The organism is Oceanisphaera profunda (assembly GCF_002157895.1).
In the GTDB taxonomy this organism is placed as follows: Bacteria; Pseudomonadota; Gammaproteobacteria; order Enterobacterales; family Aeromonadaceae; genus Oceanimonas; species Oceanimonas profunda.
Genome location: NZ_CP021377.1, coordinates 3,114,787 through 3,140,011 on the forward strand (window position 1 = coordinate 3,114,787; position 25,225 = coordinate 3,140,011).

General features: G+C 49.7%; 20 protein-coding genes. 8 read left to right on the forward strand and 12 right to left on the reverse strand.

The features are described from left to right. Positions 1-381 precede the first annotated feature (381 nt). The gene (locus tag CBP31_RS13775; protein ID WP_087038242.1) at positions 382-585 is read left to right on the forward strand and encodes a cold-shock protein; all 204 of its coding nucleotides are present in this window, start codon (positions 382-384) and stop codon (positions 583-585) included. Between the two features lie 520 nt (positions 586-1,105). On the opposite strand, the gene ruvX is transcribed toward CBP31_RS13775, so the two are convergent. From ruvX to metK, 7 genes are all read right to left on the reverse strand, one after another. Continuing rightward, positions 1,106-1,531, reverse strand: a complete 426-nt coding sequence (gene ruvX, locus CBP31_RS13780; RefSeq protein ID WP_087038243.1) for a Holliday junction resolvase RuvX — start codon at positions 1,529-1,531, stop codon at positions 1,106-1,108. Next, complete coding sequence (locus CBP31_RS13785; protein ID WP_087038244.1) at positions 1,528-2,085, reverse strand: YqgE/AlgH family protein; 558 nt, start codon at positions 2,083-2,085, stop codon at positions 1,528-1,530. Before CBP31_RS13785 ends, ruvX begins: the two co-directional genes overlap by 4 nt. A 63-nt stretch (positions 2,086-2,148) precedes the next feature. Further along, positions 2,149-3,099, reverse strand: a complete 951-nt coding sequence (gene gshB / locus CBP31_RS13790; protein WP_087038245.1) for a glutathione synthase — start codon at positions 3,097-3,099, stop codon at positions 2,149-2,151. Beyond that, the gene (gene rsmE, locus CBP31_RS13795; protein ID WP_087038246.1) at positions 3,096-3,827 is read right to left on the reverse strand and encodes a 16S rRNA (uracil(1498)-N(3))-methyltransferase; all 732 of its coding nucleotides are present in this window, start codon (positions 3,825-3,827) and stop codon (positions 3,096-3,098) included. The genes gshB and rsmE overlap by 4 nt, the downstream gene beginning before the upstream one ends. Before the next feature lie 187 nt (positions 3,828-4,014). Next, positions 4,015-5,139 (reverse strand): endonuclease/exonuclease/phosphatase family protein, encoded by a 1,125-nt coding sequence (locus tag CBP31_RS13800; RefSeq protein ID WP_087038247.1) that lies wholly within the window; start codon positions 5,137-5,139, stop codon positions 4,015-4,017. A 68-nt stretch (positions 5,140-5,207) separates the two neighbouring features. Continuing rightward, entirely contained in the window at positions 5,208-5,735 is a 528-nt protein-coding gene (locus CBP31_RS13805; protein ID WP_087038248.1) for a SprT family zinc-dependent metalloprotease, read from the reverse strand. A gap of 246 nt (positions 5,736-5,981) precedes the next feature. Continuing rightward, positions 5,982-7,142, reverse strand: coding sequence for a methionine adenosyltransferase (metK, locus tag CBP31_RS13810; protein WP_087038249.1), 1,161 nt, complete (start codon positions 7,140-7,142; stop codon positions 5,982-5,984). A 418-nt stretch (positions 7,143-7,560) separates the two neighbouring features. Between metK and tkt the strand changes: the two genes are divergently transcribed. Together tkt and CBP31_RS13820 are read left to right on the forward strand one after the other, a co-directional pair. Further along, positions 7,561-9,561: a transketolase gene (tkt, locus tag CBP31_RS13815; RefSeq protein ID WP_087038250.1), complete on the forward strand. Its 2,001-nt coding sequence runs from the start codon at positions 7,561-7,563 to the stop codon at positions 9,559-9,561. Positions 9,562-10,269: 708 nt separating this feature from the next. Then, on the forward strand, positions 10,270-11,529 hold the full coding sequence (locus tag CBP31_RS13820) for a DUF559 domain-containing protein (RefSeq protein ID WP_087038251.1): 1,260 nt from the start codon (positions 10,270-10,272) through the stop codon (positions 11,527-11,529). 251 nt (positions 11,530-11,780) lie between these two features. Here the strand turns inward: CBP31_RS13820 and CBP31_RS13825 are convergent, their stop codons facing one another. Further along, positions 11,781-14,753, reverse strand: coding sequence for a sensor domain-containing phosphodiesterase (locus CBP31_RS13825; protein ID WP_087038252.1), 2,973 nt, complete (start codon positions 14,751-14,753; stop codon positions 11,781-11,783). 277 nt (positions 14,754-15,030) lie between these two features. Between CBP31_RS13825 and CBP31_RS13830 the strand changes: the two genes are divergently transcribed. Beyond that, the gene (locus CBP31_RS13830; protein WP_087038253.1) at positions 15,031-15,459 is read left to right on the forward strand and encodes a YeeE/YedE family protein; all 429 of its coding nucleotides are present in this window, start codon (positions 15,031-15,033) and stop codon (positions 15,457-15,459) included. Between the two features lie 44 nt (positions 15,460-15,503). Beyond that, the gene (locus tag CBP31_RS13835) at positions 15,504-15,935 is read left to right on the forward strand and encodes a DUF6691 family protein (protein ID WP_087038787.1); all 432 of its coding nucleotides are present in this window, start codon (positions 15,504-15,506) and stop codon (positions 15,933-15,935) included. Between the two features lie 248 nt (positions 15,936-16,183). Here the strand turns inward: CBP31_RS13835 and bcp are convergent, their stop codons facing one another. After that, complete coding sequence (gene bcp / locus CBP31_RS13840) at positions 16,184-16,651, reverse strand: thioredoxin-dependent thiol peroxidase (RefSeq protein WP_087038254.1); 468 nt, start codon at positions 16,649-16,651, stop codon at positions 16,184-16,186. Between the two features lie 455 nt (positions 16,652-17,106). Between bcp and bamC the strand changes: the two genes are divergently transcribed. After that, positions 17,107-18,111, forward strand: coding sequence for an outer membrane protein assembly factor BamC (bamC, locus tag CBP31_RS13845; RefSeq protein ID WP_227875042.1), 1,005 nt, complete (start codon positions 17,107-17,109; stop codon positions 18,109-18,111). A 541-nt stretch (positions 18,112-18,652) separates the two neighbouring features. After that, positions 18,653-21,082, forward strand: a complete 2,430-nt coding sequence (locus CBP31_RS13850) for a DNA polymerase II (RefSeq protein WP_087038255.1) — start codon at positions 18,653-18,655, stop codon at positions 21,080-21,082. 164 nt (positions 21,083-21,246) lie between these two features. Here CBP31_RS13850 and CBP31_RS13855 read toward each other — a convergent pair whose 3' ends face one another. The 3 genes from CBP31_RS13855 to CBP31_RS13865 form a co-directional block, all read right to left on the reverse strand. Continuing rightward, the gene (locus CBP31_RS13855) at positions 21,247-21,609 is read right to left on the reverse strand and encodes an MGMT family protein (protein ID WP_087038256.1); all 363 of its coding nucleotides are present in this window, start codon (positions 21,607-21,609) and stop codon (positions 21,247-21,249) included. Positions 21,610-21,619: 10 nt separating this feature from the next. After that, a complete protein-coding gene (locus CBP31_RS13860) occupies positions 21,620-23,173 on the reverse strand; it encodes a methyl-accepting chemotaxis protein (RefSeq protein ID WP_087038791.1) in 1,554 nt (517 codons plus the stop codon). A gap of 234 nt (positions 23,174-23,407) precedes the next feature. Beyond that, the gene (locus CBP31_RS13865) at positions 23,408-24,208 is read right to left on the reverse strand and encodes a DUF1853 family protein (RefSeq protein ID WP_087038257.1); all 801 of its coding nucleotides are present in this window, start codon (positions 24,206-24,208) and stop codon (positions 23,408-23,410) included. Positions 24,209-24,300: 92 nt separating this feature from the next. On the opposite strand from CBP31_RS13865, the gene CBP31_RS13870 reads away from it, so the two are divergent. Continuing rightward, on the forward strand, positions 24,301-25,059 hold the full coding sequence (locus tag CBP31_RS13870; RefSeq protein WP_087038258.1) for a Nif3-like dinuclear metal center hexameric protein: 759 nt from the start codon (positions 24,301-24,303) through the stop codon (positions 25,057-25,059). Positions 25,060-25,225: the final 166 nt, after the last annotated feature.

Genomic DNA, 25,225 nt, shown 5'->3' on the forward strand with positions numbered 1-25,225 from the left:
TTAGCATTTTATGTAAAAATACCCAGCAATACGGGCCGAGCGAAGCGCTCTGCCTAACTAAAGGGGGCGACGACAGTAGGCAAAGGTGTTTGTTGTCTTGGTATTTTGTAGCTAATTAACCCTTAAAAATTAAATGCTTAGCGATATTTAAGTGGCAAAGTATGCCGCTGATTTAAAAGCAATTACATATAATGGCAATAAAGTTTGACGCCACCCCCCGACTCCCGTAGAGTGCACTCCAGCAAAAGATTCAAGTTAGCGCGGCCGTTGTACATTGTTCGTACCTTTTTTGGCACTACAGTCACCAAGCTTCCCTTATTTGATATTTGTTGCATTTTCCGAGCATACGCTCGTCACACTAAAATAAAGGTAAGATTTATTATGGCTACTGGTACCGTAAAATGGTTCAACGAAGCAAAAGGTTTTGGTTTCATCACTCCTGCTGATGGCAGCAAAGATTTGTTCGCACATTTCTCTGAAATCACTGGTAGTGGCTTCAAAACTTTGGCCGAAGGCCAGCAGGTATCTTACACCGCTACTGAAGGTGCTAAAGGTCCTCAAGCTTCACAAATCGAAGCTATCTAATTACCCTCGGGTAAGACAGATACTAAAAAAACCCGCTTCGGCGGGTTTTTTGTTGTCTAGTGAAAAGCAGGGCGAGCTCTCTGATTATTTTGGGGCTTTCTGTACTGTAGGGTCGAATTTATTCGACCGTTCTAGCGATGCTAATACCATTCTGTAAAATTAACTTATCAAAGCCTTCTCGCCACGGAACTCACGGAAGAACACGGAAAAATAGTGATCAAATCTGACAAAGCCAAAACTAAGATAAGGCGTTAATAGGTAAGAGCTACCCCTCCATCATTACAGTAGAAGAGTTTTTACAATAAATACGGTCTTGATCCTTGTCACTTGTCGATCTTATCCCATCTTAATTGTTCCGTGGGTTTCGCGTTCTTCCGTTGCAAGAGTGGCTCTGCCTCTGATCATTGTTTTACAGAATGGTATAACTCGGTCGAATAAATTCGACCCTACAAAAGATAAAAAAGCCGCCTAGCTGATTTCCATCTGCAAGGCGGCTTTTTCGTTAGCTGGATGCCTGGCGCTAGGCGCTCGGCGCTTGATTTTCCATCCAAGACTCTAAGATCAATTGTGCCGACACTGCATCTACCGCATCTTTACCTAATGCCTTATAGCCACCGGCATCAAATAAGCGAGCGCGGGCATCGGTCGTAGTCAGGCGTTCATCTTGCAGCTCTACGGCTAAGCCAAAGCGGCCATGTAAGCGGTTGGCAAACTTGCGCGCACGGCGGCTAATGTCTTGCTCGGTGCCATCCATATTTAGCGGTAAGCCCACAATCAACAGTGCTGGTTGCCACTCTTTGAGTATGGCTTCGATTTGTACCCAGTTAGGCACGCCGTCATTGGCTTTTAAGGCCAACAACGGACGAGCCGAAGCGGTAATTTCTTGGCCCACGGCCACGCCTATGCTTTTAGTACCGTAATCAAAACCGAGCAGGGTACGGCTCATGCATGACCTACTTGTGAAGATAAATGACGAGGATCGACGCCTAAACGGCCGATGGCTTGGTGCCAACGATTGCTCAAAGGCGTATCAAACAGCAAAGCGGTATCGGCGGGCACAGTTAACCAGCTGTTTTCACTGAGTTCTTGCTCTAACTGACCCGGTGTCCAACCCGCATAGCCTAATGCCACTAAATAATGCTCAGGCTCCATATCGGTGCCTAAGGTTTCTAATACATCTGGCGAGGTGGTGATCATTAAATTATCGGCCAACATTTGGCTGGAGCTAAATCCCGCCATGGGGCTGTGCAATACAAAGCCTCGGTCGGTCGCGACTGGTCCGCCTTGTAATACGGGTTGATCAAGCTCAGAGGGGGTATCTTCAGGTCCCATTTCCAGCTGATCTAATAACGCATACAAAGGCATATCGATGGGAATATTAATCACCAGCCCCATGGCGCCTTCGTCATTATGTTCACAGACATAGGTGACTGAACCGCCAAAGAAGGGATCTTTGAGGTTGGGCATAGCAATAAGAAAATGATGTTGCAAAGAGTCCATGTCATCTCGTTTTAATTCAGAAATGGCCCCACCCGTTGCCGAGTGGGGGCTATGGTCTTACCGTTAGGATAGACGTTTTTCAATCGCGTCCATCAACATTCCCGAAATATTTACCGGGAACGCCGCTTCAATCTCGCGTACGCAAGTTGGGCTGGTGACGTTAATTTCAGTTAGCTTATCACCAATAATATCCAGCCCCACAAAGATCAAGCCTTTCGCCTTTAAGGTGGGGCCTAATGCCTCGGCAATGCGGCGATCACTGTCGCTTAAGGGTTGGGCAACGCCTAAACCGCCGGCGGCTAAGTTGCCGCGGGTTTCGCCACCTTGGGGAATACGCGCTAAGCAATAAGGCACCACTTCGCCATCCACCACTAATACTCGCTTATCGCCCTGTTTAATGGCGGCAATATAAGCTTGTACCATGCAGTAACGGGTGCCGTGCTCAGTCAGGGTTTCAATGATCACGCCTAAGTTAGGGTCATCTTGCTTGACGCGAAAAATCGAGGCGCCGCCCATGCCATCTAACGGCTTTATGATGATATCGCTGTGCTCTTCATGAAAGGCACGAATATCTAAGGCACTACGAGTCACCAAGGTAGTGGGCGTAAATTCAGAAAACCACGCGGTGTAGAGCTTTTCGTTCGCATCGCGCAGGCTTTGCGGCTTGTTGACGATCAGCGTGCCTTTTTCTTCGGCGCGCTCTAACAAATAGGTGGCGTAAATGTATTCGGTATCAAAAGGCGGATCTTTACGCATTAAGATCACGTCCAGATCACTTAACGGCAGCAATTGCGGCTCATCTAAGGTGAACCACTGGTTGGCGTCTTCCTTTACGGTCAGTTTGGCCATGCGGCCAAACGAGTCGCCGCCGCGCAGGCTAAGATCGCCCATTTCCATGTACCACAGCTCATAGCCACGGCGCTGTGCTTCTAGCAACATAGCGAAGCTGGTGTCTTTTTTGATGGTGATGGACTGTATCGGGTCCATCACTATTCCCAGTTTTATGGCGGTCATGCAAGATCTCCAAATCGGCATTGCAAAGCGGTAATGGCGGTTAACGCCGCGGTTTCGGTTCTCAGCACCCGGGGGCCGAGCAAAATATCAATAAAGTCTTGGCTGTTGGCCTGACTAATTTCTTCATCAGACAAGCCCCCCTCTGGGCCTATCAATAGGCGTACACCAGCTTGAGGTGCAGGCAGGGTATTCACGCTGAACTCAGCTTTAGGGTGCAAATTAAGCTTAAGATCGTCAGTTTGTTCGGCGAGCCAGTCATGCAACTGCATGGCGGGGCGTATTTCTGGTACCCGATTACGGCCACACTGCTCACAAGCGGCAATGGCGATGCTCTGCCATTGCTGAATTTTTTTCTCTAAGCGCTCACCGGTCAACTTAACGCCACAGCGGCTGGAAAATAGCGGTGTTATCACATTCACGCCCAGCTCCACTGACTTTTGAATGGTGAATTCCATTTTCTCGCCGCGGCTGATCACCTGCCCTAAATGAAAGGGCAAGGGCGACTCGCAATCATAAGCGTCAAATTCACCGACCAATACCTGCACCGATTTTTTATCGGCGTGGGTGATTTCGGCGGCGTATTGACCGCCTTGGCCATTAAATAGCACCAGTGCTTGGCCAACTTGCATGCGCAGTACGCGGCCCACATGATTGGCGGCTTCGTCTGAGAGTGGCAGCGCCAAGCCTGAGCGCAGATCCACGGCTTCATAAATTCGGGGTATACGCATAATATTGTACGGTTCTTTTACTAAGAAGGGTGGCGGCTGGGTATTACCTTAACACCCAGCACAAGCGCAGATGAGCTATATTGTACCGCTAGAAGCCATGGGCTGCTAGGCGTAAAGGGTGCAGCGTAAAGAGTGAAGGGGACAAGCGGGCAGGCCTGTGTTGGTCTCATCCTCTTCACCCATAATGCTATGGGCAGTTTTTCGCAATACGATAACCGGCTGCGATGGCCGCTTCTACACTGTCAAATGGCACTCTGTTTTTCTCGACGATTTTGTTATAGCTGGGGCAGTCGGGACGATGAAAAAGTTTCGGTTTACTATTACTATTACCGCGAACTGCGCCTTTTACAGGCTGTTGACTGTTAGCCGCTACCGGTTTGGCATTGCTGCTAGCACTGGTGTTTGTCACAGTACTTGCAGAAAACGGCGCTAGGCTGGCGGTGGCGTTATCAAATTTGCTATTACCGAGCGCCATATAAATAGGCGCATGATCGGAAACGTGCTTACGGCTTTTACTGTGGTCCCAACCGATTAGCTTTGGATAATCAATGATATCGGCTTGTGTTACTTTTAAATCACTGTCTCGCTCAATCCAGATATTGTCGTAAAGATTGGCGTACTGGCCCGGCTTCTCCGACAAGGTGGAGGCGCCATTCGCGTCTTTGGTTAGTAAAGGCCGAGCAAACTTCTTCAAGGGTGCCCAAGCGGCGTGTGCTTGGTCAAGATTAAAGTCACCGGCCAATACCAACGGCGTATTGGGGTAGGTATCTCTCATCCACTCCCAGTAATCTACCAATGCTTTGATTTCTGGAGTGCGATCTTTCACGCTCTTGCCGTACACAATATGTACGGTACCGATGGCCAGCTCGCTGTTATCGCGCAGTGATTTAAATTTGGCAGAGTAGGGTTCGCGCGCGAAATTGTTTTCTTTATCCAGATATAGCCCCGCGCCTTCGCTGTATTCAACGGCCGATTTGCGCCAGATAAAGCCGTACATCTCTTTATAACTGTTGTTGCCCAAGGCATGAGAGATCATATGATCCCATGGCTCCCCAGTCTGTTTTTCTAACGTCGCTTCAAGCTGGGCAATGCCGTCTTCGGTCATTACTTCTTGTACTGCCAATAAGTCCACTCTATTAGCAATGGCGGCCAAGGCGGCAAAGTTTTTTTGATTACCGTGGCCTAAGCGTTGAATGTTCCAAGAGCCCACCACAATATCACTGGCGTAGACACTTAAAGTAGGGAGTAACACCCCGCAGACAGCAAAAATAGCCGCGGTACTATAGCGACGTAAGGTACATAAAATGTTCATATTAGCAGTTATGTTCCTGAAGGTGAAAGTGAGTAATAAAGCCTGGCCTTGCCACGTTAATGGTCTTTCTAACGCGGATCTTGATCTGGTTTTGTTTTTAGCAGGGCTCTTGGCGCTAATGTTTTTTGTAACAGTTCATTACAGTGCAGGCACAGATAGCGCTGCTGGGCGCGCATTATCTTGTTGTGGCGCCTAAGCGTCAATTGGTGACTACGACAAGCACACTGATAACTAAAAGTGGGGGCAACCTTGCTGGTATCTAACCGATGGCGAGTGCGGGGGGTGAGTCCAAACACCGATTGCATAATATGCTGCCACTCGCGCCCGTGGGGTTTAACCTTGCCAAAGCAGGCGAAGGTGACCAAGTGCGCCACTTCATGAGGCACAATTTCGTCCATAAACTCCGCTTCATTATCTGCCAACAGCACCGGATTAAAGCGCAGCTCCCAACGCTCTAGCCAAGCGGAGCCCGCAATGCGCCCGCCTTGATTAAAGCGCACCAAAGGTGGGGCAAACTCGCGCGCCAGCTCTGTTGCGGCCAACTGCATGCAGTCATTAACGCGAGTAATGATCCGTTGTTGTATATCAGAGGTCATAGATAAGCACAGCTATAAGTCATCAGAGATTAGTTAAGTTCAATTATCAAATTATCCTGCTCCGCAGGACCAGCAGCTAAGCGCTGGACTACAGAGTTCGGTATTTTTTGTAGTCTACCGCTTTAGCTGGTAGTCCCGCCTCAGCGGGATTGTTTAAAATCCTTAGTCACTTAAAAGCAGTGGAATACTTTTTCCACATTAAAAAAGGGAAGCGTCAGCTTCCCTTTTTTACAATCATCTAACGGTTTATTTTAAGCCGGCAGCGTCGCGCAGTAAGGCCGCTTTGTCGGTAGCTTCCCAGGAGAACTCTTCGCGACCAAAGTGACCGTACGCAGCGGTAGACTTATAAATTGGGCGATTCAAGTCCAGCATTTGGATCAGGCCGTAAGGGCGCAGGTCAAAATGCTCGCGCACTAACGCATCAATCAAATCTTCCGCCACCTTGCCGGTGCCAAAGGTTTCTACGCTGATTGAGGTCGGCTCAGCCACACCAATGGCGTAAGACACTTGAATTTCACAGCGATCCGCAAGGCCGGCAGCAACGATGTTCTTCGCTACATAACGGGCGGCGTAGGCCGCAGAGCGGTCAACCTTAGACGGATCTTTACCGGAGAAAGCACCGCCGCCGTGGCGAGCCATGCCGCCGTAGGTATCTACGATTATCTTACGACCGGTCAAACCACAGTCACCCATAGGGCCACCAATAATAAACTGGCCAGTAGGGTTGATGAAATACTTGGTATTTTTGGTCAACCACTCGGCCGGCAATACCGGCTTAATGATGGTTTCCATCACAGCTTCACGCAGAGTCGCTTGGTCAACCTCAGGGCAATGTTGGGTAGATAACACTACTGCATCAATCGCGGTTGGCTTGCCAGCATCATCATATACAAAGGTGATTTGCGCTTTGGCATCTGGGCGTAACCAAGCTAGTTCTTTAGACTTGCGCACTTCTGCTTGGCGCTTCATCAACTTGTGCGCATAGGTAATAGGTGCTGGCATCAGTACGTCGGTTTCGTTAGACGCATAACCAAACATCAAACCTTGGTCGCCGGCACCTTGAGCGTAGGGGTCTACGTCTTCACGATCCACGCCCATGGCGATATCGGGAGATTGCTTACCAATGGCATTCAACACGGCACAGCTGGCGCCATCAAAACCCATGTCTGAGCTGGTGTAACCAATATCACTGACGGTTTTGCGTACTAAGTCTTCGATATCTACCCAAGCACTGGTGGTGACTTCACCGCCAACAATTACCATGCCGGTTTTAACGAAACTTTCGCACGCCACGCGTGCTTTGGGATCTTGTTCGATAATGGCGTCCAGTACCGCATCTGAGATCTGGTCGGCAATTTTATCCGGATGACCTTCGGAGACGGACTCGGAGGTAAATAGTTTGGCCATGATGATTTCCTAACGTATTAATAAAATAAATCTGGTGTGTTATCTGCGCATGTTTTTGTTGAGCCATCGGTCCATAAAGTGAGCTAGCTCTAGCTGTTATCACTCAATGATGATGTCTACACGGTGGCAGTATTAACATCTAGACGGCTATTCTAAAGAGGCATGCTGTCAATTACCAGTAAAATGTCGCCCTGCTGTGCATTATCCACAACCGCCTTCATACCAGCGAAAAGTCAGCAATATAGAAGCACTAAGTAAGCAAGATGTCGCGAGTCTACGACGCTAACTTACTGATAATTAGCCATACGGAACCTGATTATGCTGCGCACATGAGATTAGATTTGCGCCGCCTAGCAGTCTTTGGGACAATGCCGCAGTTTTACACCCTCAAATTACCTAACTGTCTCAGGAGATGTTGATGCCTTCTCGTCAAGTGCTGGCCAATGCCGTGCGCGCACTCAGTATGGATGCGGTACAGAAAGCCAATTCCGGCCACCCCGGAGCCCCTATGGGCATGGCTGATATTGCCGAGGTGTTGTGGCGCCATTACCTCAAGCACAACCCCAGTAACCCAGACTGGGCCGATCGGGACCGCTTTATCTTGTCCAACGGTCACGGCTCCATGTTGTTGTACTCCTTGCTGCACCTGACGGGCTATGAGTTATCTATCGAGGATCTGAAACAGTTCCGCCAACTGCATTCTAAAACCCCAGGCCATCCGGAATACGGTTATGCGCCAGGTATAGAAACCACCACCGGCCCATTAGGCCAAGGCATTACCAATGCCGTGGGCATGGCGATTGCTGAAAAATCATTAGCCGCGCAGTTTAACCGCCCCGGTCATGATGTGGTCGATCACCACACCTACACCTTCTTAGGTGACGGTTGCTTAATGGAAGGTATTTCTCACGAAGCCTGTTCATTAGCCGGCACTTTAGGCTTAGGCAAGCTGATTGCCTTTTGGGATGACAACGGCATCTCTATCGATGGCGAGCTAGACGGCTGGTTTAGTGACGATACCCCTAAGCGCTTTGAAGCTTACGGCTGGCAGGTCATTGCCGACGTAGACGGCCACGACTGCGCAGCACTCACTGCGGCCATTGATGCCGCACGCGCTGATACTACGCGCCCAACGCTCATCTGCTGCAAAACCGTGATTGGTTTTGGCTCACCAAACAAAGCCGGCACGGCCGACTGTCATGGTGCACCTTTGGGTGATGCAGAAATTGCCGCTACTCGCGCGCAGTTAGGTTGGGAGCACGCTCCTTTTGAAATCCCTGCCGATATTTATGCCGAGTGGGATGCCAAAGAAAAGGGCGCCGCAGCTGAAAGTAAGTGGAATAAAGAGTTTGCCGCTTACCAAGCTGCACACCCTGAGTTAGCTGCAGAATTCAGCCGTCGCGTATCTGGCGAATTACCAGCAGATTGGGCACAAACAAGCAGCGATTTTATTAAAAATCTGCAAGCAAACCCTGCAAACATCGCCAGCCGTAAAGCGTCACAAAACTCACTGGATGCGTTTGGTGCCATTTTGCCTGAGCTGTTGGGCGGCAGTGCCGACTTAGCCCCTTCTAACCTGACCATGCATAAAGCATCGAAGGCGATAAGTAGCGACGATTTCAGCGGTAACTACCTGCACTACGGTGTACGTGAGTTTGGCATGAGCGCCATCATGAACGGCGTAGCCTTGCACGGCGGCTTTATCCCGTACGGCGGCACCTTCTTAATGTTTGTGGAGTATGCGCGTAATGCCCTGCGCATGGCAGCCCTCATGAAGCAGCGCGCCATTTTCGTTTATACCCACGACTCTATTGGTCTGGGTGAAGACGGCCCAACCCACCAGCCGGTTGAGCAAATTGCTTCATTGCGCTTAACGCCAAACATGAGCACCTGGCGCCCTTGCGATCAGGTAGAATCTGCCGTCGCGTGGAAGTCCGCCATTGAGCGTAAAGATGGTCCTACGTCTTTGATTTTCTCTCGTCAAAACTTAGGCCAAATTGAGCGCAACGAGCAGCAATTGGCAGACGTCGCTAAAGGCGGTTATGTGCTGAAAGATTGCACTGGCACGCCTGAGCTGATCATCATCGCCACCGGTTCAGAAGTTGAACTGGCCGTAGCGGGTTATGAGCAACTGACTGCCCAAGGCAAGCAAGTGCGCGTGGTATCAATCCCTTGTACTGACGTGTTTGATGCGCAATCTGCTGAATATAAAGAAAGCGTATTGCCAGCAGCAGTAAGCAAGCGTTTAGCCGTAGAAGCAGGCATCGCCGATTACTGGTTTAAGTATGTGGGCCTAAATGGCGACATCATCGGCATGCACACCTTCGGTGAGTCTGCCCCTGCCGGCGAACTGTTCAAGCTGTTCGGCTTTACCGTCGACAACGTAGTTGAAAAAGCGAATGCACTTCTTGTTGGCTAAGAGCTGCTGGCTAAGAGCTACTAAGTAAGAATGCAAAGAAGCTAATTTAATACGCTCAGCGTATTGGTAATAAGAAACCGGCCAACTGGCCGGTTTTTTTATGGGCGAAGGGTAGGGCTGCATAATATCGTTTTATGTAGTCTGCCGCTTTAGCTGGCAGTCCCGTCTCAGCGGGATTTTTTGATGTTGGTATTCAGCTCAGAGCCAGCAGGGTAGCCTCACCCGACGCGCTAAGCTGCATCCATGCGACGCTCAAACACATAACTTCCCTGTTATGTGATGGTCGGCTGAGGTTATCCCTGCCGTCTCTCCGTTAGTTTCGGAGTCGTTTGTAATGATCTTCACTTGCGTAATGAAGCTATCTTTAGGATTTTATTTATTTGAACTTCTCTGCCACTCAGTCCAAAATGGCCTCATTTGAAAAACCATATTGCATATAAGTGAATAGGTTAAAAATTATGGTGCGGAGCGCCTATTTTATTTTTCGGCCCAGGTGCCTATTTTTCTGCAAGCGGATGCTCACATATGCTCGTATGGTGTCTTTAAATAACTTAATAATCAGATGCTTGTAGTTATTGTGCTTGTTGATACCGAGCATAGCTAAGGATCAATATGAGCATGAGTGTAAACGCGCATGCGCAGTATTAAAAATGTAGGCATCCCGATGCTCGTCACTAGACTTAATAGAATGAAAATGAAATAGAGCTAATGAATATTGACTACTGGATAAAAATTAATGAAGCGAACTTTGGTAGCCCTTTCGAGAAAATATTTGCTATCAAAGTGCTGGCCAAAACAAATGTTATCGATCTGAGTGCGGTAAGCACCCAGTACCACTTCAAGGATCTAGATGGTAAAAATCGTTATTGTGATTTTGTTATCCAAGAAGGTTCGATAAAAATAGCTATTGAGATTGATGGTTACGACAAGCGAAACACTGGGCAAGGTATGAGTCACGACGACTTTATCGATTGGCAGCGTCGGCAGGCAGCTCTTACAGCGTATGGCTGGCATGTGCTTCGATTTGCTAATAGGGATGTCGATAATGAGCCGGAGCGTTGTAAGCGTTATATAGAGCTTTTATTGCGAGATCAGCGTAGCAAGAGCCAACATCAAGCCAACCTAGAAGAGGCTATTGGACAACTGAACTATCAGTTGAAAGTTGCTCAGAGTCATACTGGCTCTGGAGAAGAAACAAATAAATTGCAGAAAGAAATCAATCTGCTAAAGAATCAGCTGCAGCTTGCGCAAGCCACTCAACCGCTAGACTCCAGTGATAAAAATGATCTGGGGCTGTTAGTTGTTCGACTGGAACAGGAGAAGAAGGAGCTAATCGCTGCGCACGATAAAGTCAAAGCAGAAAAAAATCAGCTCACGGCTTCCAACACACAATTAAAAGATCAGAGTCGGTTTTTGGATGGGGAAAATAACACAATGAGAACAACTGTTTGGGCGTTTACAGTTATTATCGGCATCATAGTCGCGGCGGGAGCCTATGTATTCACCAACGGTAGCGCCGTGCAAGCGCCTGCACTAGCTTTTGATAATGCCCCTGCACATCGGATGCAGTCATCGGCATCACAAGAGGCACACCCAGTCGCGCAATCAGTTGATTCTCGGGCATCACGTGAGAGTGCGGCAATTCCCACAACATCGTGTGATTCGGCCATCGACTGGCGTCTTGCTAAAAATTATGTAGATCAGCAGATCGCCGTTCGCGGCACTGTGGCAGAATATCGCTATATGCCAAACGTCAAGGGCGCGCCTACTTGGATTAACCTAGGTGCGAAATATCCTGCTCCCGACCGTTTGGCTGTGGTGATCTGGGGTGATGATCGTAACAAGTTCGGCCGCGCCCTTTCCAAGAATCTGATTAATCGTCAAATCTGCACCATTGGTACAATCAAACTGCGTGATGGCACGCCACAAATGGCTCTTAAGTGGCCGCGCGAATTAGTTTTTCAGTAAGGCATTATAATGCCTAACAATCGGCTGCACAGCGACCGATTTTACATCGCTTCGCAGCTCCCAAGCGGCTCGGGAGCTGAGCGTTATACACTTCACTCCATCCGTTAAAGCTACAACTTTAGCTAAACAGAACCACCAAACTTACTTCATTAACCGCTTTGGCTGCTCCATTACCTAGTATAAATGGATCAGCCAAAGGCTCCGCTTGCTTTAGCTCACCAAAACATTGTGATGGGCTAAAGACAGGCGGCTTACAAGTGCTTCAACCACGCAATCAAATCATCTTCACACATAGGTCTAGCGCGTAAGTAGCCTTGGTAGATGCCGCAGTTTAGTTCGCTCAAGGTGGCCAGTTGGGCGGGGGTTTCTACGCCTTCGGCGACTACTTCCATGTTTAGGGTGCGGGCTAACTCCAATAAGCAGCTGATAATAGCTTTGTCTTGGGGGCGTTCGGCTACGTACTGAATAAAGGCGCGATCCAGTTTAAGCTCATCTACCGGTAATTCTCGTAAATACGCGAATGAGGAATAACCGGTGCCAAAGTCATCAATCGAAATATTCACGCCTAACGCCTTAATGTGAGCCATGCGACTGCGACTATCGTGCAAGTTTTCTAAGAATACGCCCTCAGTTACTTCTAGCGTTAAGCGGTGTCGGCAGCTGGGGTATTGGTGTATTAACAGTGATAGCTGAGAAATAAAATCTGGGCCGTGAAAATGTCGGGCGCTGATATTGACCGACATCCGCTCTGGCCGATTGGGTAAGGCTTGCCAAGCATCAAAGCGCACGCAGGCTTGGCGCAATACCCAGCTGCCAATGTCGCAAATGAGTGAGGTTTCTTCGGCGATAGGGATAAAGATACCCGGCGGTATGGGCGCTTTGCCCTCGGGCAGCCAGCGCAATAATGCTTCTACGCCAGTCAACTGGTTATCTGCCACCCGTTGTTGTGGCTGAAAATACAGCTCCAGCTCATTGTTTTGCAGTGCTTGCTGTAGGGCGTTGGCGATGGTGAGCCGCTCTTGAATTTCATCGGCCATTTCTTGGCTAAAAAACACATGGCTGCCCGGTGCCACTTGCTTGGCAATGTGGTTGGCGGTGTCCGCTTGGCGCAGATATTCCTCTAAGCCTAATTCCGCTACCGGGAACAAGCTGATGCCCACGCTGGCACTCACGTGCAAACGTAGGCTTTCAAACTGAAACGGCAATAAAAACTGCTCACCTAAACTGTGTGCCAATTGCTCGGCGCGGGTTTTAGCTTGGGTATAGCCATGGCCTAAATGCGGGCAAAGCAGCACAAATTCATCACTGCCGATGCGCGCTAAGCTGGCACCGTCTATTTGCGCAGTAAACTGCCGTAAACGCTCGGCCACCTGCACTAATAAACTGTCACCAATGCGATACCCCAGCGAGTCATTAATGCTTTTAAAGCCATCTAAATCCAGCAGTAACAAGGCGCCACGGCTGGCTTCACTCTCAGCTTGGGCAATGGTGTAACTAATGTGGTCGACCATATAATGACGATTGTGCAAGCCGGTGAGCTTATCGAAATAAGCCATGGTTTCGATACGTTGCTGGGCTGACTTTTGCTGGGATAAATCTTCTACGCCACACACATAATGGATAACGCCTAGCTTATCTTTCACCTGTGACATACGCAGCATCACGGGTACTGTTTGACCGTCGGCCCGCTTGAGTTGTTGCTCGCCTTGCCAGCTTTGGTGCTGCTCTAAGCTGTGGGTGATGGCATCTATATTGGCGTGAAAAGGGGTGTCGTTACGCAAGCTTAAGGCGGAGCGGCCCAGTAATTTTTCACAAAAATAGCCACTGAGCTGTAAAAATGCCTGATTGGCGCGCTGCACATGCAGCTGACTGTCGGTAATAAACTGACCTTGTTGGGCATCAAAGGCCACCGCCGCCACCATTAACGCTTCTTGGTCGCGTCGGCGTAATAGCTCTGCGCATATTCGGTATTCCAGTTGCTCTAACACCGATTGCAGTTGGCTGGATGCAGGTAGGGGCTGCTTAAACAATAAGGCCAAATTACCTATGATGCTACCTTCATGATCCCTGACCGACAGCCCCACATAGGCCTGAATATTGTGCTGTTGCAATAAATCAGCGTCGGGGAAAATGGCCGCCACATCTTGGTGATAAACATTAATTTGTTGGCTTTGGCCAAAGCTCACTTCGCAGGGCGTGTTGGCCAGCTTAAAGCTAAAGGGCGGTTGCAGCTCGCCATTAATGGCACAAGACACCACACGCACTGTTTCTTGGCTGGGCGAAATTAAGCCCACCAGCGCCATATCTGCCTGAAACAAGCGGGTTAATTGCAGCATTAATTGATTAAAAAAATCCTGCCCCGTATGGCGTAACAAGATTGGCGTCAGCGCTGCCAATTGCAGCTCTAGGCTGCTTAATGGCTCAGGCGTCACCGGTTGGCTAATCAGCTCGGCCAATTGGGCAGCGAGGGTGGCCACAAACTGCATATCAGAGGAGGTGACCGCTGCGCGCGGGCGGGCATATTCTAAGCTCAGTACGCCGATTAATTTTTTATCCAGCAGCAGCGGCACATCGAGGCGATGCACAATGCCGTCGGTGGCTAAATAATTAAAAGCACTCAGCAGGGGTTGTTCGGCGCAGTGGCTATAACTTAAGGCGCCCCTTTGTTGCAAGGTGCGTAAATAATGGCGCTCGGCTTTCACGGGCTGCAAATTAAAGGCCATGCCTTGGCTATAGAGCGGGCGCAGCACTTCGTCATCATAATAGTGGCGCCATAAAATCACCCGATCTGCATGTTGCTCGCTCAGCAGGGTATCCACCAGCTGGGGCATGCTAACTAAAGCATGGTGATCGTCGCCGTGTTGGCTCTGCCCTAATTGCCACTGCTGAGCGAGCTGCCACTCGGTAACGCCCAGTTGGTCACATTGCTGGTGCGCGGAGATATCGGCACTGAGCAGCCAATGATTATTTTCTACCGGTGCCAAGTGGCAAATCCAGCGGCGACCCTTAATGGTGAGCGCTAAGCTGGTGGCAGCACCATTGGCGCACACTTGCTCAAGCTGGCGTCTATCGTCTTCAGGCAGCTGGCTTAACAGTGACTGCTTAGTATCTGGTAGGCGTAACTCATCGCTGGGCAACGCCGTTAATGGCGTCAGGTAAAACTGCGCGTCTAAACGGAAAAAGCAGAGCTGATGCAAAGGGCGATACAATGCAGGTAACTGCATACTATTGATATTCCTTGTGAATAGGCGCAGCCACTGCAAGGTTATGAGCGCAGTTTGTTAAAAGTGGCGAAATTTGCGGCGATATAAGTGAGCGAGCACCGCCATTGTAAATAATGAGGCCAAGGTTAGCCATGATTAGGAACAATAAGTGTAAATAACTCAGTTGTTTAAATCATAGCCTTACCTTTTATAAGTTAAATTAATGAGTTAAATAAGGTGTTGCTAATGTAGTGGTAGCTAGTATTATTAGATAATTCTAATTTAATGAGGTGGCGCTATGACAATTATCAACTTTACGCCTTGGTCAGCTTTACTGGGCGGTGCCTTTATTGGGGCTGGAGCCTTACTGCTGTTACTGGGGGCGGGAAAAATTGCCGGCATCAGCGGCATTATTGCGAGCTTGGGTAATAAGAGCAATCACGCCGATAAAGGCTGGCGCGTGGCGTTTTTGGTAGGGCTACTCTTGGTGCCGGCGCTGTTGTTCGCCAGTGATGCTATTGCCGTGCCGGAATTGGCAGGCTTTTCAGTGCTTAAGTTAGCCGCCGCTGGGCTGTTAGTCGGCATTGGTACGCGCTTAGGTAATGGCTGTACCAGTGGCCATGGCATTTGTGGCATGGGACGTTTTTCAATCCGTTCTGTGGTGGCGACTGTGGTGTTTATTGGTGCAGGCATGGCGACCGTGACCCTGCTGGGACTTGGATTATGAAAAATAACGAAGTTGGCAGCATGAAAACGAGCGGGGCTAATGCAATGAAGAATAATAACGCAGCATTGATATTTATCGCCTTATTAGCGGGCGCCTTATTTGGCTTAGGGTTAGCCGTGTCCGGCATGATAGATCCCGCCAAGGTACAGGGCTTTTTAAATATTGCCGGTAATTGGGACCCAAGCTTAGCGCTGGTGATGGGCGGAGCACTGGGTGTGTTTGCGCCGGGGTACTATTTATGGCGCTGTAGTGGCCGAGGCCAATGCGCATTGGGGAGCGACTTGCCTAAAGTGCCGGATCCGGTGATCGATAAGCGCTTACTCATCGGTGCCGCCATGTTTGGCGTAGGCTGGGGATTGGTGGGCATTTGCCCTGGGCCTGCGATAGGTCTGCTGGGCAGCATGCAATGGCAAGCCGGTGTTTTTGTACTAGCCATGCTGGCCGGATTTTGGCTGGTGGGGAAATTCAGCAAGTAGCGGCGAGTGCCAAGATAAGAAAGGATCAAACCTATTTTCGCCACGGAATACACGAAAAAACACGGACGAAGCACAAAGTTAAAAAGAGAAAATATTTTTATTAGTAAGGTCTTACAATCGCAACGTTCGGACCGCTAAAGGTGCTTTTTAACTGGTTTTCACTTTTCTGTGTGGTTCCGTGTATTCCGTGGCGAGAGAGTCTGTAGTTACTGGTTTTAGCTGGGCGTCTGGTGTTAGGCGCTCGGTGCTTATTTTTCAGTTAAATAATTCAATACCACTTCGTGGTGGTCTTTGGTTTTGAACTTGTCGAAGACGTGGGCAACGGTGCCAGACTCATCAATCAAGAAGCTAATACGGTGAATACCGTCGTACTCTTTACCCATAAATTTCTTGAGTCCCCATACGCCAAAGGCGTCGGCCACGGCGTGGTCTTCGTCAGAAAGTAGCGTAAAGTTTAGCGCATCTTTCTCTTCAAACTTCTTCAAACGTGCCACCGGATCTGGGCTAATGCCCAACACTACGGTATTAAGTGCCGCCAGCTCAGTTTGGCTATCGCGCAGGCTACAGGCTTGTACTTTACAGCCAGGGGTCATGGCTTTAGGATAAAAATAAACCAACACTTTTTGACCGCTAAAGTCACTTAAGCTTACGGCGTGACCGTTTTGGTCGTGTAAGGTAAAAGCGGGAGCTGGGCTGCCAGCAGGTAAATAAGTCATGAAAGGCCTATCCAAAGATGAAGGGAGTGGCCGTTGATCCTAGCATAAATTGGCTTTGTCTCCAGCGGCTCTCTTGTATTCACCCTTGGGCGCTACTACCATAACCGCTCATTTCAACCTGACTTTTTTACGGGCTTAGGCTGTTTACGGGTTCAGACTTGCTGCTAGCCAGAACAAGCCGGCGCACTCGCTAGCTTAGGTTTTTCGTGAAATAAGGTAAAGTGCTAGGCGCTAGATGAAGCTTATGTTTATCATGGCCAGTCGGCTGATGTTAGGTCAGTTAAGCTGAGCATCCTTGGCTAGGGAGACTGGTTACGAAAGTGACTGCAAAAGCTGGCTAGAAAAAGTGGCTTAGAATGAATGGCTACAAAAAGTGTGCGATAAAAAGTTGCCTCTAGAAAAACCAGAGCGCTAACCGGTAAAGTAAGCGTTAATTAAAGCGGAGTTAATAGGGCGTGGATAAACTTTTGAATAAAAATAAGATGATAATCAGTCTACTGGCCGTGAGTGTACTCGCAGGCTGTAGCAATCCCGAAAAGCGTGCGCAGGCAAATCGGGGGTTTGATTATGAAGATGCCACCCTCAGAACCGCTCCCTTGATGATACCTGCAGGGTTAGTCGCGCCGGATTTTAATACCGACTATGTTATTCCGAAAGCCAGCGCCCTTGAGAGCGCGGGTGTAACCGGCAAAGCAGTAGATGTGCGCCCACCCACCCAAGTCTTGCCCTTAGTACGTGGCTCACAAATACTCGAAAGCGGCAGTGGCTTGTGGTTTTATCAGCAGCGCCTCGACCAACCCTTGCAGCAAGAGCTGAACACAGCGCTCGCCGCTTTCTTTAAAGATAAAAAGGCCGATGCCACTGAAACCGCATTGGGTTGGAGCAGCAATGGTAATCCCATTAGCAACCCTAAGCAGCGCTTTAACTGGCAGCTGAATGCCGATGACGTGCGCCGCGCAGTTTCTCTGCAAGTGACCTTGGTGGAATCAGAGTTAAAGACTGACGCTAAGCAAAGAGACGAAGCGGCCATGCTTAATGCTTTCTCTTTGTCTTACCAGCGTGAGTTAACTCAGCAGCAAGACTTGTTAGACAGAAGTCCTATTCAGTTAACGCTACAGTCTGAGCAAGGCCGTCTATTGGTGAGTGAAGGTTACGATCGCAGCTGGAAACGTTTAGTGACCTTATTACCTAAACTTGGCTTTGAACTCACCAACCGCCAGCAAGCGCTGGGCTATGTGGATGTGGAGTTTGATGGCATGAGAAAGGGCAAGTGGGAAGATTTAAAACTGCCCGCCCTGAACATTCCAGAACAAGCCTACCGCGTACAATTAGGTGACTTAGGTGAGCAAAGCAGCATTACGCTCAGCGATAAAAACAAAGTGCCGGTCTCGGCGGATATTTTACGCCAGCTGAGCAACACCTTAGTGCCCGCTTTTAAGCGCACCGACTTAATTCGTTAATGCGCCCTTAATCGTTCAGCACTCTGCACACAGCCCCGTTTATCGGGGCTGTGTGGTTTTTAGGTGAGCGTTCTTTTGAAGAAGCCGCTTTATACCAATCAGGAAAACTAACTGATCAAAACCTTTTCGCAACGGAACCCACGGAAGAACACGGAAAAATAGTGCTCAAATCTGACAAAGCCAAAACTAAGATAAAAGGCTTTAATAGGTAAGAGCTAACCCGCCTCCTTACAATAAGCGGGTTCTTACAATAAATAAGCTCTTGCTCCCTGTCACTTGTCGATCTTATCCCATCTTAATTGTTCCGTGGGTTCTGCGTTCTTCCGTTGCAAGATTGGTTCTGGATCTAGAACTAAAAGTGATCATTATTTTACTTAGAATGGTATTAGCCGGCTGATGGCGCGCAGCGGCATTGCAGGATATGGCTCCGCAAAACTTTCTAGTGTGGCCGTATCTTCGGCTACAAGTGATCTATTCTTCGCTCTTCATTCAATATTACCCTTTAACGCATAGTTGTTAACGATGAGGGTATAATGGCGCCATGAGCACCATAGAACAGGGCTTCCTGTTAACCCGCCACAGTCGCGACCGCCATGGCCGCAGTGAAATTATCTATTGGCTAAATACCGCCAAGGGGCCGGTGCGCCTGCAATTGTCTGGCGAGCGGCCATTATTTATGGTGCCCATTGAGCAACGCACGCAGGCCGAGCACACCTTAAACCAAGCGCAACTGCCCTATGTATGGTCTGAGCTGGGGTTACAAACCTTAGAGCTGGCAGCGGTGGCGGTGCTGTATTTTACCAGTATTGCCCAACACAGAGCCGCCGCCGATGCACTGCGCGCGGCGGGGGTTAGTGTATTTGAAGATGATATTCGCCTGCATGAGCGATTTTTATTAAGTCGCTTTATTCGCGGCGGCGTGGCCTTTATTAGCCAACAACAAGTGGGCCAAGCGCTAACGGGCCAGAAACAAGTCGGCCAGAAACAAGCTAGCCAAGAACATAAGGCGCCAAGCTTTCGCCAGTTCACGCAAGCGCGCTTAAAACCCAGCAGCTACGAGCCCCAGTTTAGGGTGCTGTCGCTGGACATTGAATGCTCCGGCCAAGGCGAACTGTATTCTATTGGCCTGTACGGTGATGGCGACGGCTTAGATGAAGAGAAGCTGGCGCGGGTGTTGATGATAGGGCAGCCCGAGCCTGCGGACACCGATATTCAATGGATCGCTGATGAAGCCGCCTTGCTCAAAGCGCTGGAGCAGACCTTAAGCCAATACGATCCGGATATTATTATTGGCTGGAACGTAGTGGGCTTTGATTTTAAGTTGCTACTGCGTCGCGCCGCCTTGCATGGCCTAACGTTACGTCTTGGCCGTGGCGGTGAGCCGGCCTTTATGCGCGAGTCGAGCTTTACCGGTCAAACCTTTATTACCCTGCCCGGGCGCGTGGTGATAGATGGCATAGATGCACTTAAAACCGCCTGTTATCAGTTTGACAGTTTTAGCCTAGAGAATGTGGCACAGCAGTTGTTGGGGCGGGGCAAGCAAACCGAAGATGTGGCCAATCGCTTAGCCACTATTACCCGAGATTTTTTCCAAAATAAGCCCAAGCTTGCCGCTTATAACTTAGAAGACTGCCGCTTGGTGTGGGATATTTTTGTACACACCCGCCTGCTGGATTTTTTACGGCTGCGCAGTCAATTAACCGGACTTGAACTGGATCGCATCGGCGGCTCGGTGGCGGCTTTTACTCAAGTGTATTTGCCGCACTTGCACCGTGCCGGCTTTGTGGCCCCCAATTTACCCGCCGGTGGTGGCTTGGCCAGTCCTGGCGGTTATGTGATGGACTCACGCCCCGGCTTGTATCGCCATGTGCTGGTGCTGGACTTTAAAAGCCTGTATCCGGCCATTATTCGCACTTTTCATATCGACCCCTTAGGGCTGGTGTTGGGCTTGCAAGAAACGGATGCCATCCCAGGTTTTAGGGGCGCGCGCTTTTCACGCACTCATCATTTTTTACCGGCCATCATCAAGCACTTATGGCAAGAACGCGATCAAGCCAAGCGCGAGCAAGACCAACCCCGCTCCCAAGCCATTAAAATTTTAATGAATTCGTTTTACGGCGTGCTGGGCTCCGGCGGTTGTCGTTTTTACGATACCCGTTTGGCATCGTCCATCACCTTGCGTGGCCATGAAATTATGCAACAAAGTGCCCGCTGGATAAGCGATCAACACCATGAGGTGATTTACGGCGACACCGACTCTTTGTTTGTGTTGCTAACCGGTGAGCAAGATGAGCACAGCGGCCGTAAAGAAGGGCAGCGCTTAGCTAAGTTGGTCACTCAACAGTGGCAGCAAAAGCTGGCCGCAGAGTTTCAGTTAGACAGTGAATTAGAGCTGCAATTTGAATGCTATTTTGCCCGCTTTTTAATGCCGACCATTCGTGGCCAAGAGCAGGGTTCGAAAAAACGCTACGCCGGTTTAAGCAGTCATAATGGCGTGCAGGAGTTGGTCTTTAAAGGGCTGGAAACCGTGCGTTCAGACTGGACGCAGCTGGCCAAGCATTTTCAAACTGAGTTATATCGGCTGGTTTTTAATGATGAGGATCCGAGCGGTTTTGTGCGCACCACCTTAGAGAAAACCTTAAGTGGTGAGTTTGATGCAGATTTAGTGTATCGCAAACGCCTACGCCGACCGCTGGCGCAATACGTAAAATCTCAGCCACCCCAAGTACGCGCCGCCCGCCAAGCAGATGAGCACAATGCCCGCCTAGGGCGGTCGCTGCGCTATCAAAACAAAGGCGTTATTCGTTACTTAATGACGGTCAATGGCCCAGAGCCAGAAGAATATGTGCGCTCCCAGCTGGACTATCAGCATTACGTGGACCGCCAACTCAAGCCCGTCGCCGACGCCATCTTGCCCTTTATCGGCTTAAGTTTTGAGGCCTTAATCGGCCACCAGTTGGGATTGTTTTAAGTCGCTGTGATGTTTTCGTAGGTGCCAATTTATTCGGCACGGTGTTTTTTAAACTAAAACCCATTCTGCTACGCAGAACCGCCGAATAAATTGGCGGCTACAAGTGCGGCTATTACTTTTGGCTCGGTGCTGTTATTCACTATTCACCTCACGCCTTACATGTCTTAAAAATCAAACAACATCAGCATGGCGGCTAGGTCGGGTTGCCATTGAAATTCGCGCATGTTGACGCAATTGCCGCTAATGGCATGGCCTTTAAAGGTAATGCCCTCAGCCAGCAGGCGCTGTCGTTGTTCGAGCCAAGCGGGGCTGCCTTTGGGTAGGCTAATGCGACCGTCGGCACCGACCACGCGGTGCCAAGGCAGTGCTGCAACGTCTAAATTTCGCAGCGTATGGCCCACCAAGCGAGCGCGGCCGGGCAAGCCGGCTAAGTCCGCCAGCTGCCCATAGCTCACCACATAACCTTGTGGCACCAACGCCAATAACTTGAGGATTTTGGTTTGGCTAGCCGTTTGCGCCGCACTCATTAATCGCCGCTTAAGAGAAAGTGCGCGTTAAGTCGTTTAGCCCTTGCGAGCGATCCAGCAGCTCTTTACTTGAGTCTTCCACCTCGGTGATTTTGCTTAAGTTGGCTGAAGAAGTGGTCGAAATGTGGTGCACGTTATGGCTAATCTCTTCTGCGACTTGTTGCTGTTGCTCAGCGGCGGAAGAAATTTCTACGGTAATGGCCACTATCTGATCGATTTCACTCACCACGCGGCTCAAGCTATTGCTACCGGCCTCGGCCGCCGCCACACACTCTTGGCTGTGCGCCATATTGGTGTCCATCATCACATGCCACTTGGCCAGCGTTTGCTGAATCTGAGTGATACTGGTTTGAATTTGCTCGGTGGCACCGTGAGTACGAGTAGACAGGGCGCGCACTTCTTCGGCTACTACCGCAAAGCCGCGACCATGCTCACCGGCACGCGCCGCTTCAATGGCTGCGTTTAGCGCCAATAAGTTGGTTTGATCGGCAATGCCCTGAATTTCACTCATCAAAGTGCCAATGCGGTTCGACTCTTCGGTTAACGCCAGCGTCGCTTCTGCCGCTTGTTTGGCTTCCTCGGCTAAACCGACAATTCTGACTCGCGTTTGCTCTAATTGCTCTTGCGTCAGGTAGCATTGATTTTGCGCTTCTTCCGCATTATTGGCCGCTTGTTGGGTGTTTACCGTGATCTCATTGGCGGTGGCAGACATCTCATTAATGGCCGCGGCAATTTGATGGGTATCGCTGTCTTGCTGGCTCAAGTCACGGCGTGCGCCTGTCATGGCCGCTAACATGGAGCTGGCCAAGCCTTTCAGAGAATCGGTGGCATCGTCCACGCGGCCTAAAATGGTGCGGGTGCGTGCTTGCCACATTTTAAGGTGGTAATCGGCAATGGCATGAGGGGCATCACCGGAATAGACCAAGCGCGAAATGCTGTCGTACTCTTGGGTTAAGCTGCTTAAAAACTGCCGAGTACCAAACCACGACTTGCGATAACAAAGCGCTATCCAAGCCATAGGGAGTAGGCTCCACGCCAGTGTCGTCACGCCACCTTTCAAGCCAATGGCGCCCAGCAAGGCCACCAACCCAATCAGGGGCAGTGCCGATTTAGCGGCGGTTAACCAAGTAGGGGTGCTGCGTTTTTGTTGCTCTTGTTTGAGTAATTGCCGATAGGCACCACTGGCAATATCTCGGGTCTTGTCATCGAGCTGGGTACGCACCGACTGATAGCCGGTAATTTTACCGTTTTCATAGATGGGCGTTACATAGGCATCTACCCAATAATAGCGACCGTCTTTACAGCGGTTCTTTACCGCGCCGCGCCAAGGGCGACCGGCTTTGGCATGCACCCATAAGTCGTGAAACGCCGCCTTGGGCATATCTGGGTGGCGTACAATATTATGATTCTTACCGACGATTTCTTCAGGTAAATAACCCGCCACTCGACAGAAAACCTCGTTGGCATAAGTGATCACGCCGCGTAAGTCGGTGGTCGACACCAATTGTTCTTGGTTGCTGTAAGTGACTTCTTCATTTATTACATGTTCATTGCGTCGGTTCATAAATTGTAGGCCTGCCATTAATCCATTAATATCTATCGATTATATCGACATTAAGATAATAAACTTGAGTAACTACTGATTTTATCTCACCAAAACGGCGTTATTTGTGACTCAGCGACGCTCTTGCCAGTTAAACTGCGTTAAAAACAAACAAGTAGCTGTAAATTAAGACAATTAAGCTTAAGCGCTAATAATTTAGCGTCCCGTTCTCCTCTTATCTTTTCTCACCGCCATTTAATTCTGAGTACTGGCCAGCCACGCTTCATCTACTTGTATATACCAATTGCCTTCTGGGTCGATAAAGTTTTGTCGACGATCGGCACTTACTCGGCCACCTGTCATCCAGCCCAGTTTGTGCTGGGCACGAAAGGCCGCGCTAGGTGGGGCTGTGCCCCATTGGCCGCGCTCACCAGTGGCAGAGATAAAGTGCTGAGCATGCGGCGGATAATATAAACGGCCTTTTAAGATCAATCGTTTGTGTTGGGGTATCAAACCTTGTGCAGCCAGTTTGGGGGCTACGTAAGGGTGATTGCCCAGCATCAGTTGCGAGTTCAGCATATGTTGGTGTTTACGACGCAGTTTGTCGCGCGGGTTAATGCCAAAGGCATGGTCGACGGCATCTGCTTGCTGGCTGACCAGATAGAATTTAACCGCTAATTCCCAGTGCTCTACTCTTTGGCTTTGTTGATCCCAAACTAAAAAATCGAAGGCGCCCAATGTGGTACCATCTAGCACTTGTTGCCAGTTATGAGCCAACACCTGAAAGCGCGGGCTGTCGAGTAAAAAGAAGTGCCACAGCGCTTCAAAATAAAGGCCTAAACGGCGATGAGGCGCACAATGTAAATGCAGCACTGTAGGCTGCTGATCAAGCGCCAATAAGCGGGGCTGGTAGTCGTTGAGTAGCCGCTGATACCAATCGTTGTCTGGGGCCAGTATTGAATCAGATAATAAATTAGGGCTGGCCAGCGCCCACGCTAAGTCACGCACGGTCGCGTCTTTGAGCTGCGCTAATAAAGAAGATAAAGCAGTACTCATTTCTGGGAACCTTTTGTTTTACAATGTGTTATCAAATAGCACTGCACTTAGCACTTTATATGCTCAAGGGCACAGAGCACACAGGGGGCAAGATGAACAATTTAGAACTCGAGCAGCACCTAAATACGCTGCTAAACGTGCACGCCATCAAGGATTATTGCCCTAATGGCTTGCAAGTGGAAGGCAAAGCCGAGATCCGCACTGTGATCACAGGGGTGACGGCCAGCCAAGCGCTGATTGACCGCGCCATTGCAGCTCACGCCGATGCCATACTGGTGCATCACGGTTATTTCTGGAAAGGTGAGAGCGAGCCGGTGCGAGGCATGAAACGTCGCCGCCTAAAAGCCTTGCTCAGTCATGATATCAACCTTTATGCCTATCACCTGCCGCTGGATATTGCCCCTGAGCTGGGTAATAACGCCCAGTTGGCCGCGCTATTAGGTATTGATCAGCTGCGCCCCTTAGAAGTGGGCAATGCCCAGTCTATCCCTATGTGGGGTGAGTTGGCTGAGCCACTGACCGGCCCACAGCTGAGTGCGCGCTTAACCGAGCGCTTAAACAGTAACATAGTGCAGGTGAGCGACACTGGCCCTGAGCTGATCCGTCGGGTGGGGCTGTGCACCGGTGGTGGCCAAGGTTATATAGAGTTGGCTGCCGAACAAGGCATGGACGCTTTTATTAGTGGTGAAATCTCAGAGCAAACCGTGCACGTGGCGCGTGAGTATGGGCTACACTTTTTTGCTGCTGGCCATCATGCCACCGAGCGCTATGGCGTGAAGGCATTGGGTGAGTGGCTGGCAAGTCAACATGGCTTGGCGGTAGAGTTTATCGATATTGATAGTCCGGCTTAAGGTGTTGGTAACTTGAAGCCTGTATAACTGGCAAAAAAAAACCAGAGTCACAAGTACTCTGGTTTTGCAGCAGCCACAAGGCTAAAAATTGTCGTTACTAACACACTTACAGAAAAAAACTAAACAAGCAGAAAAATCTAAGCAAACAGGAAAATATTAAACCGAA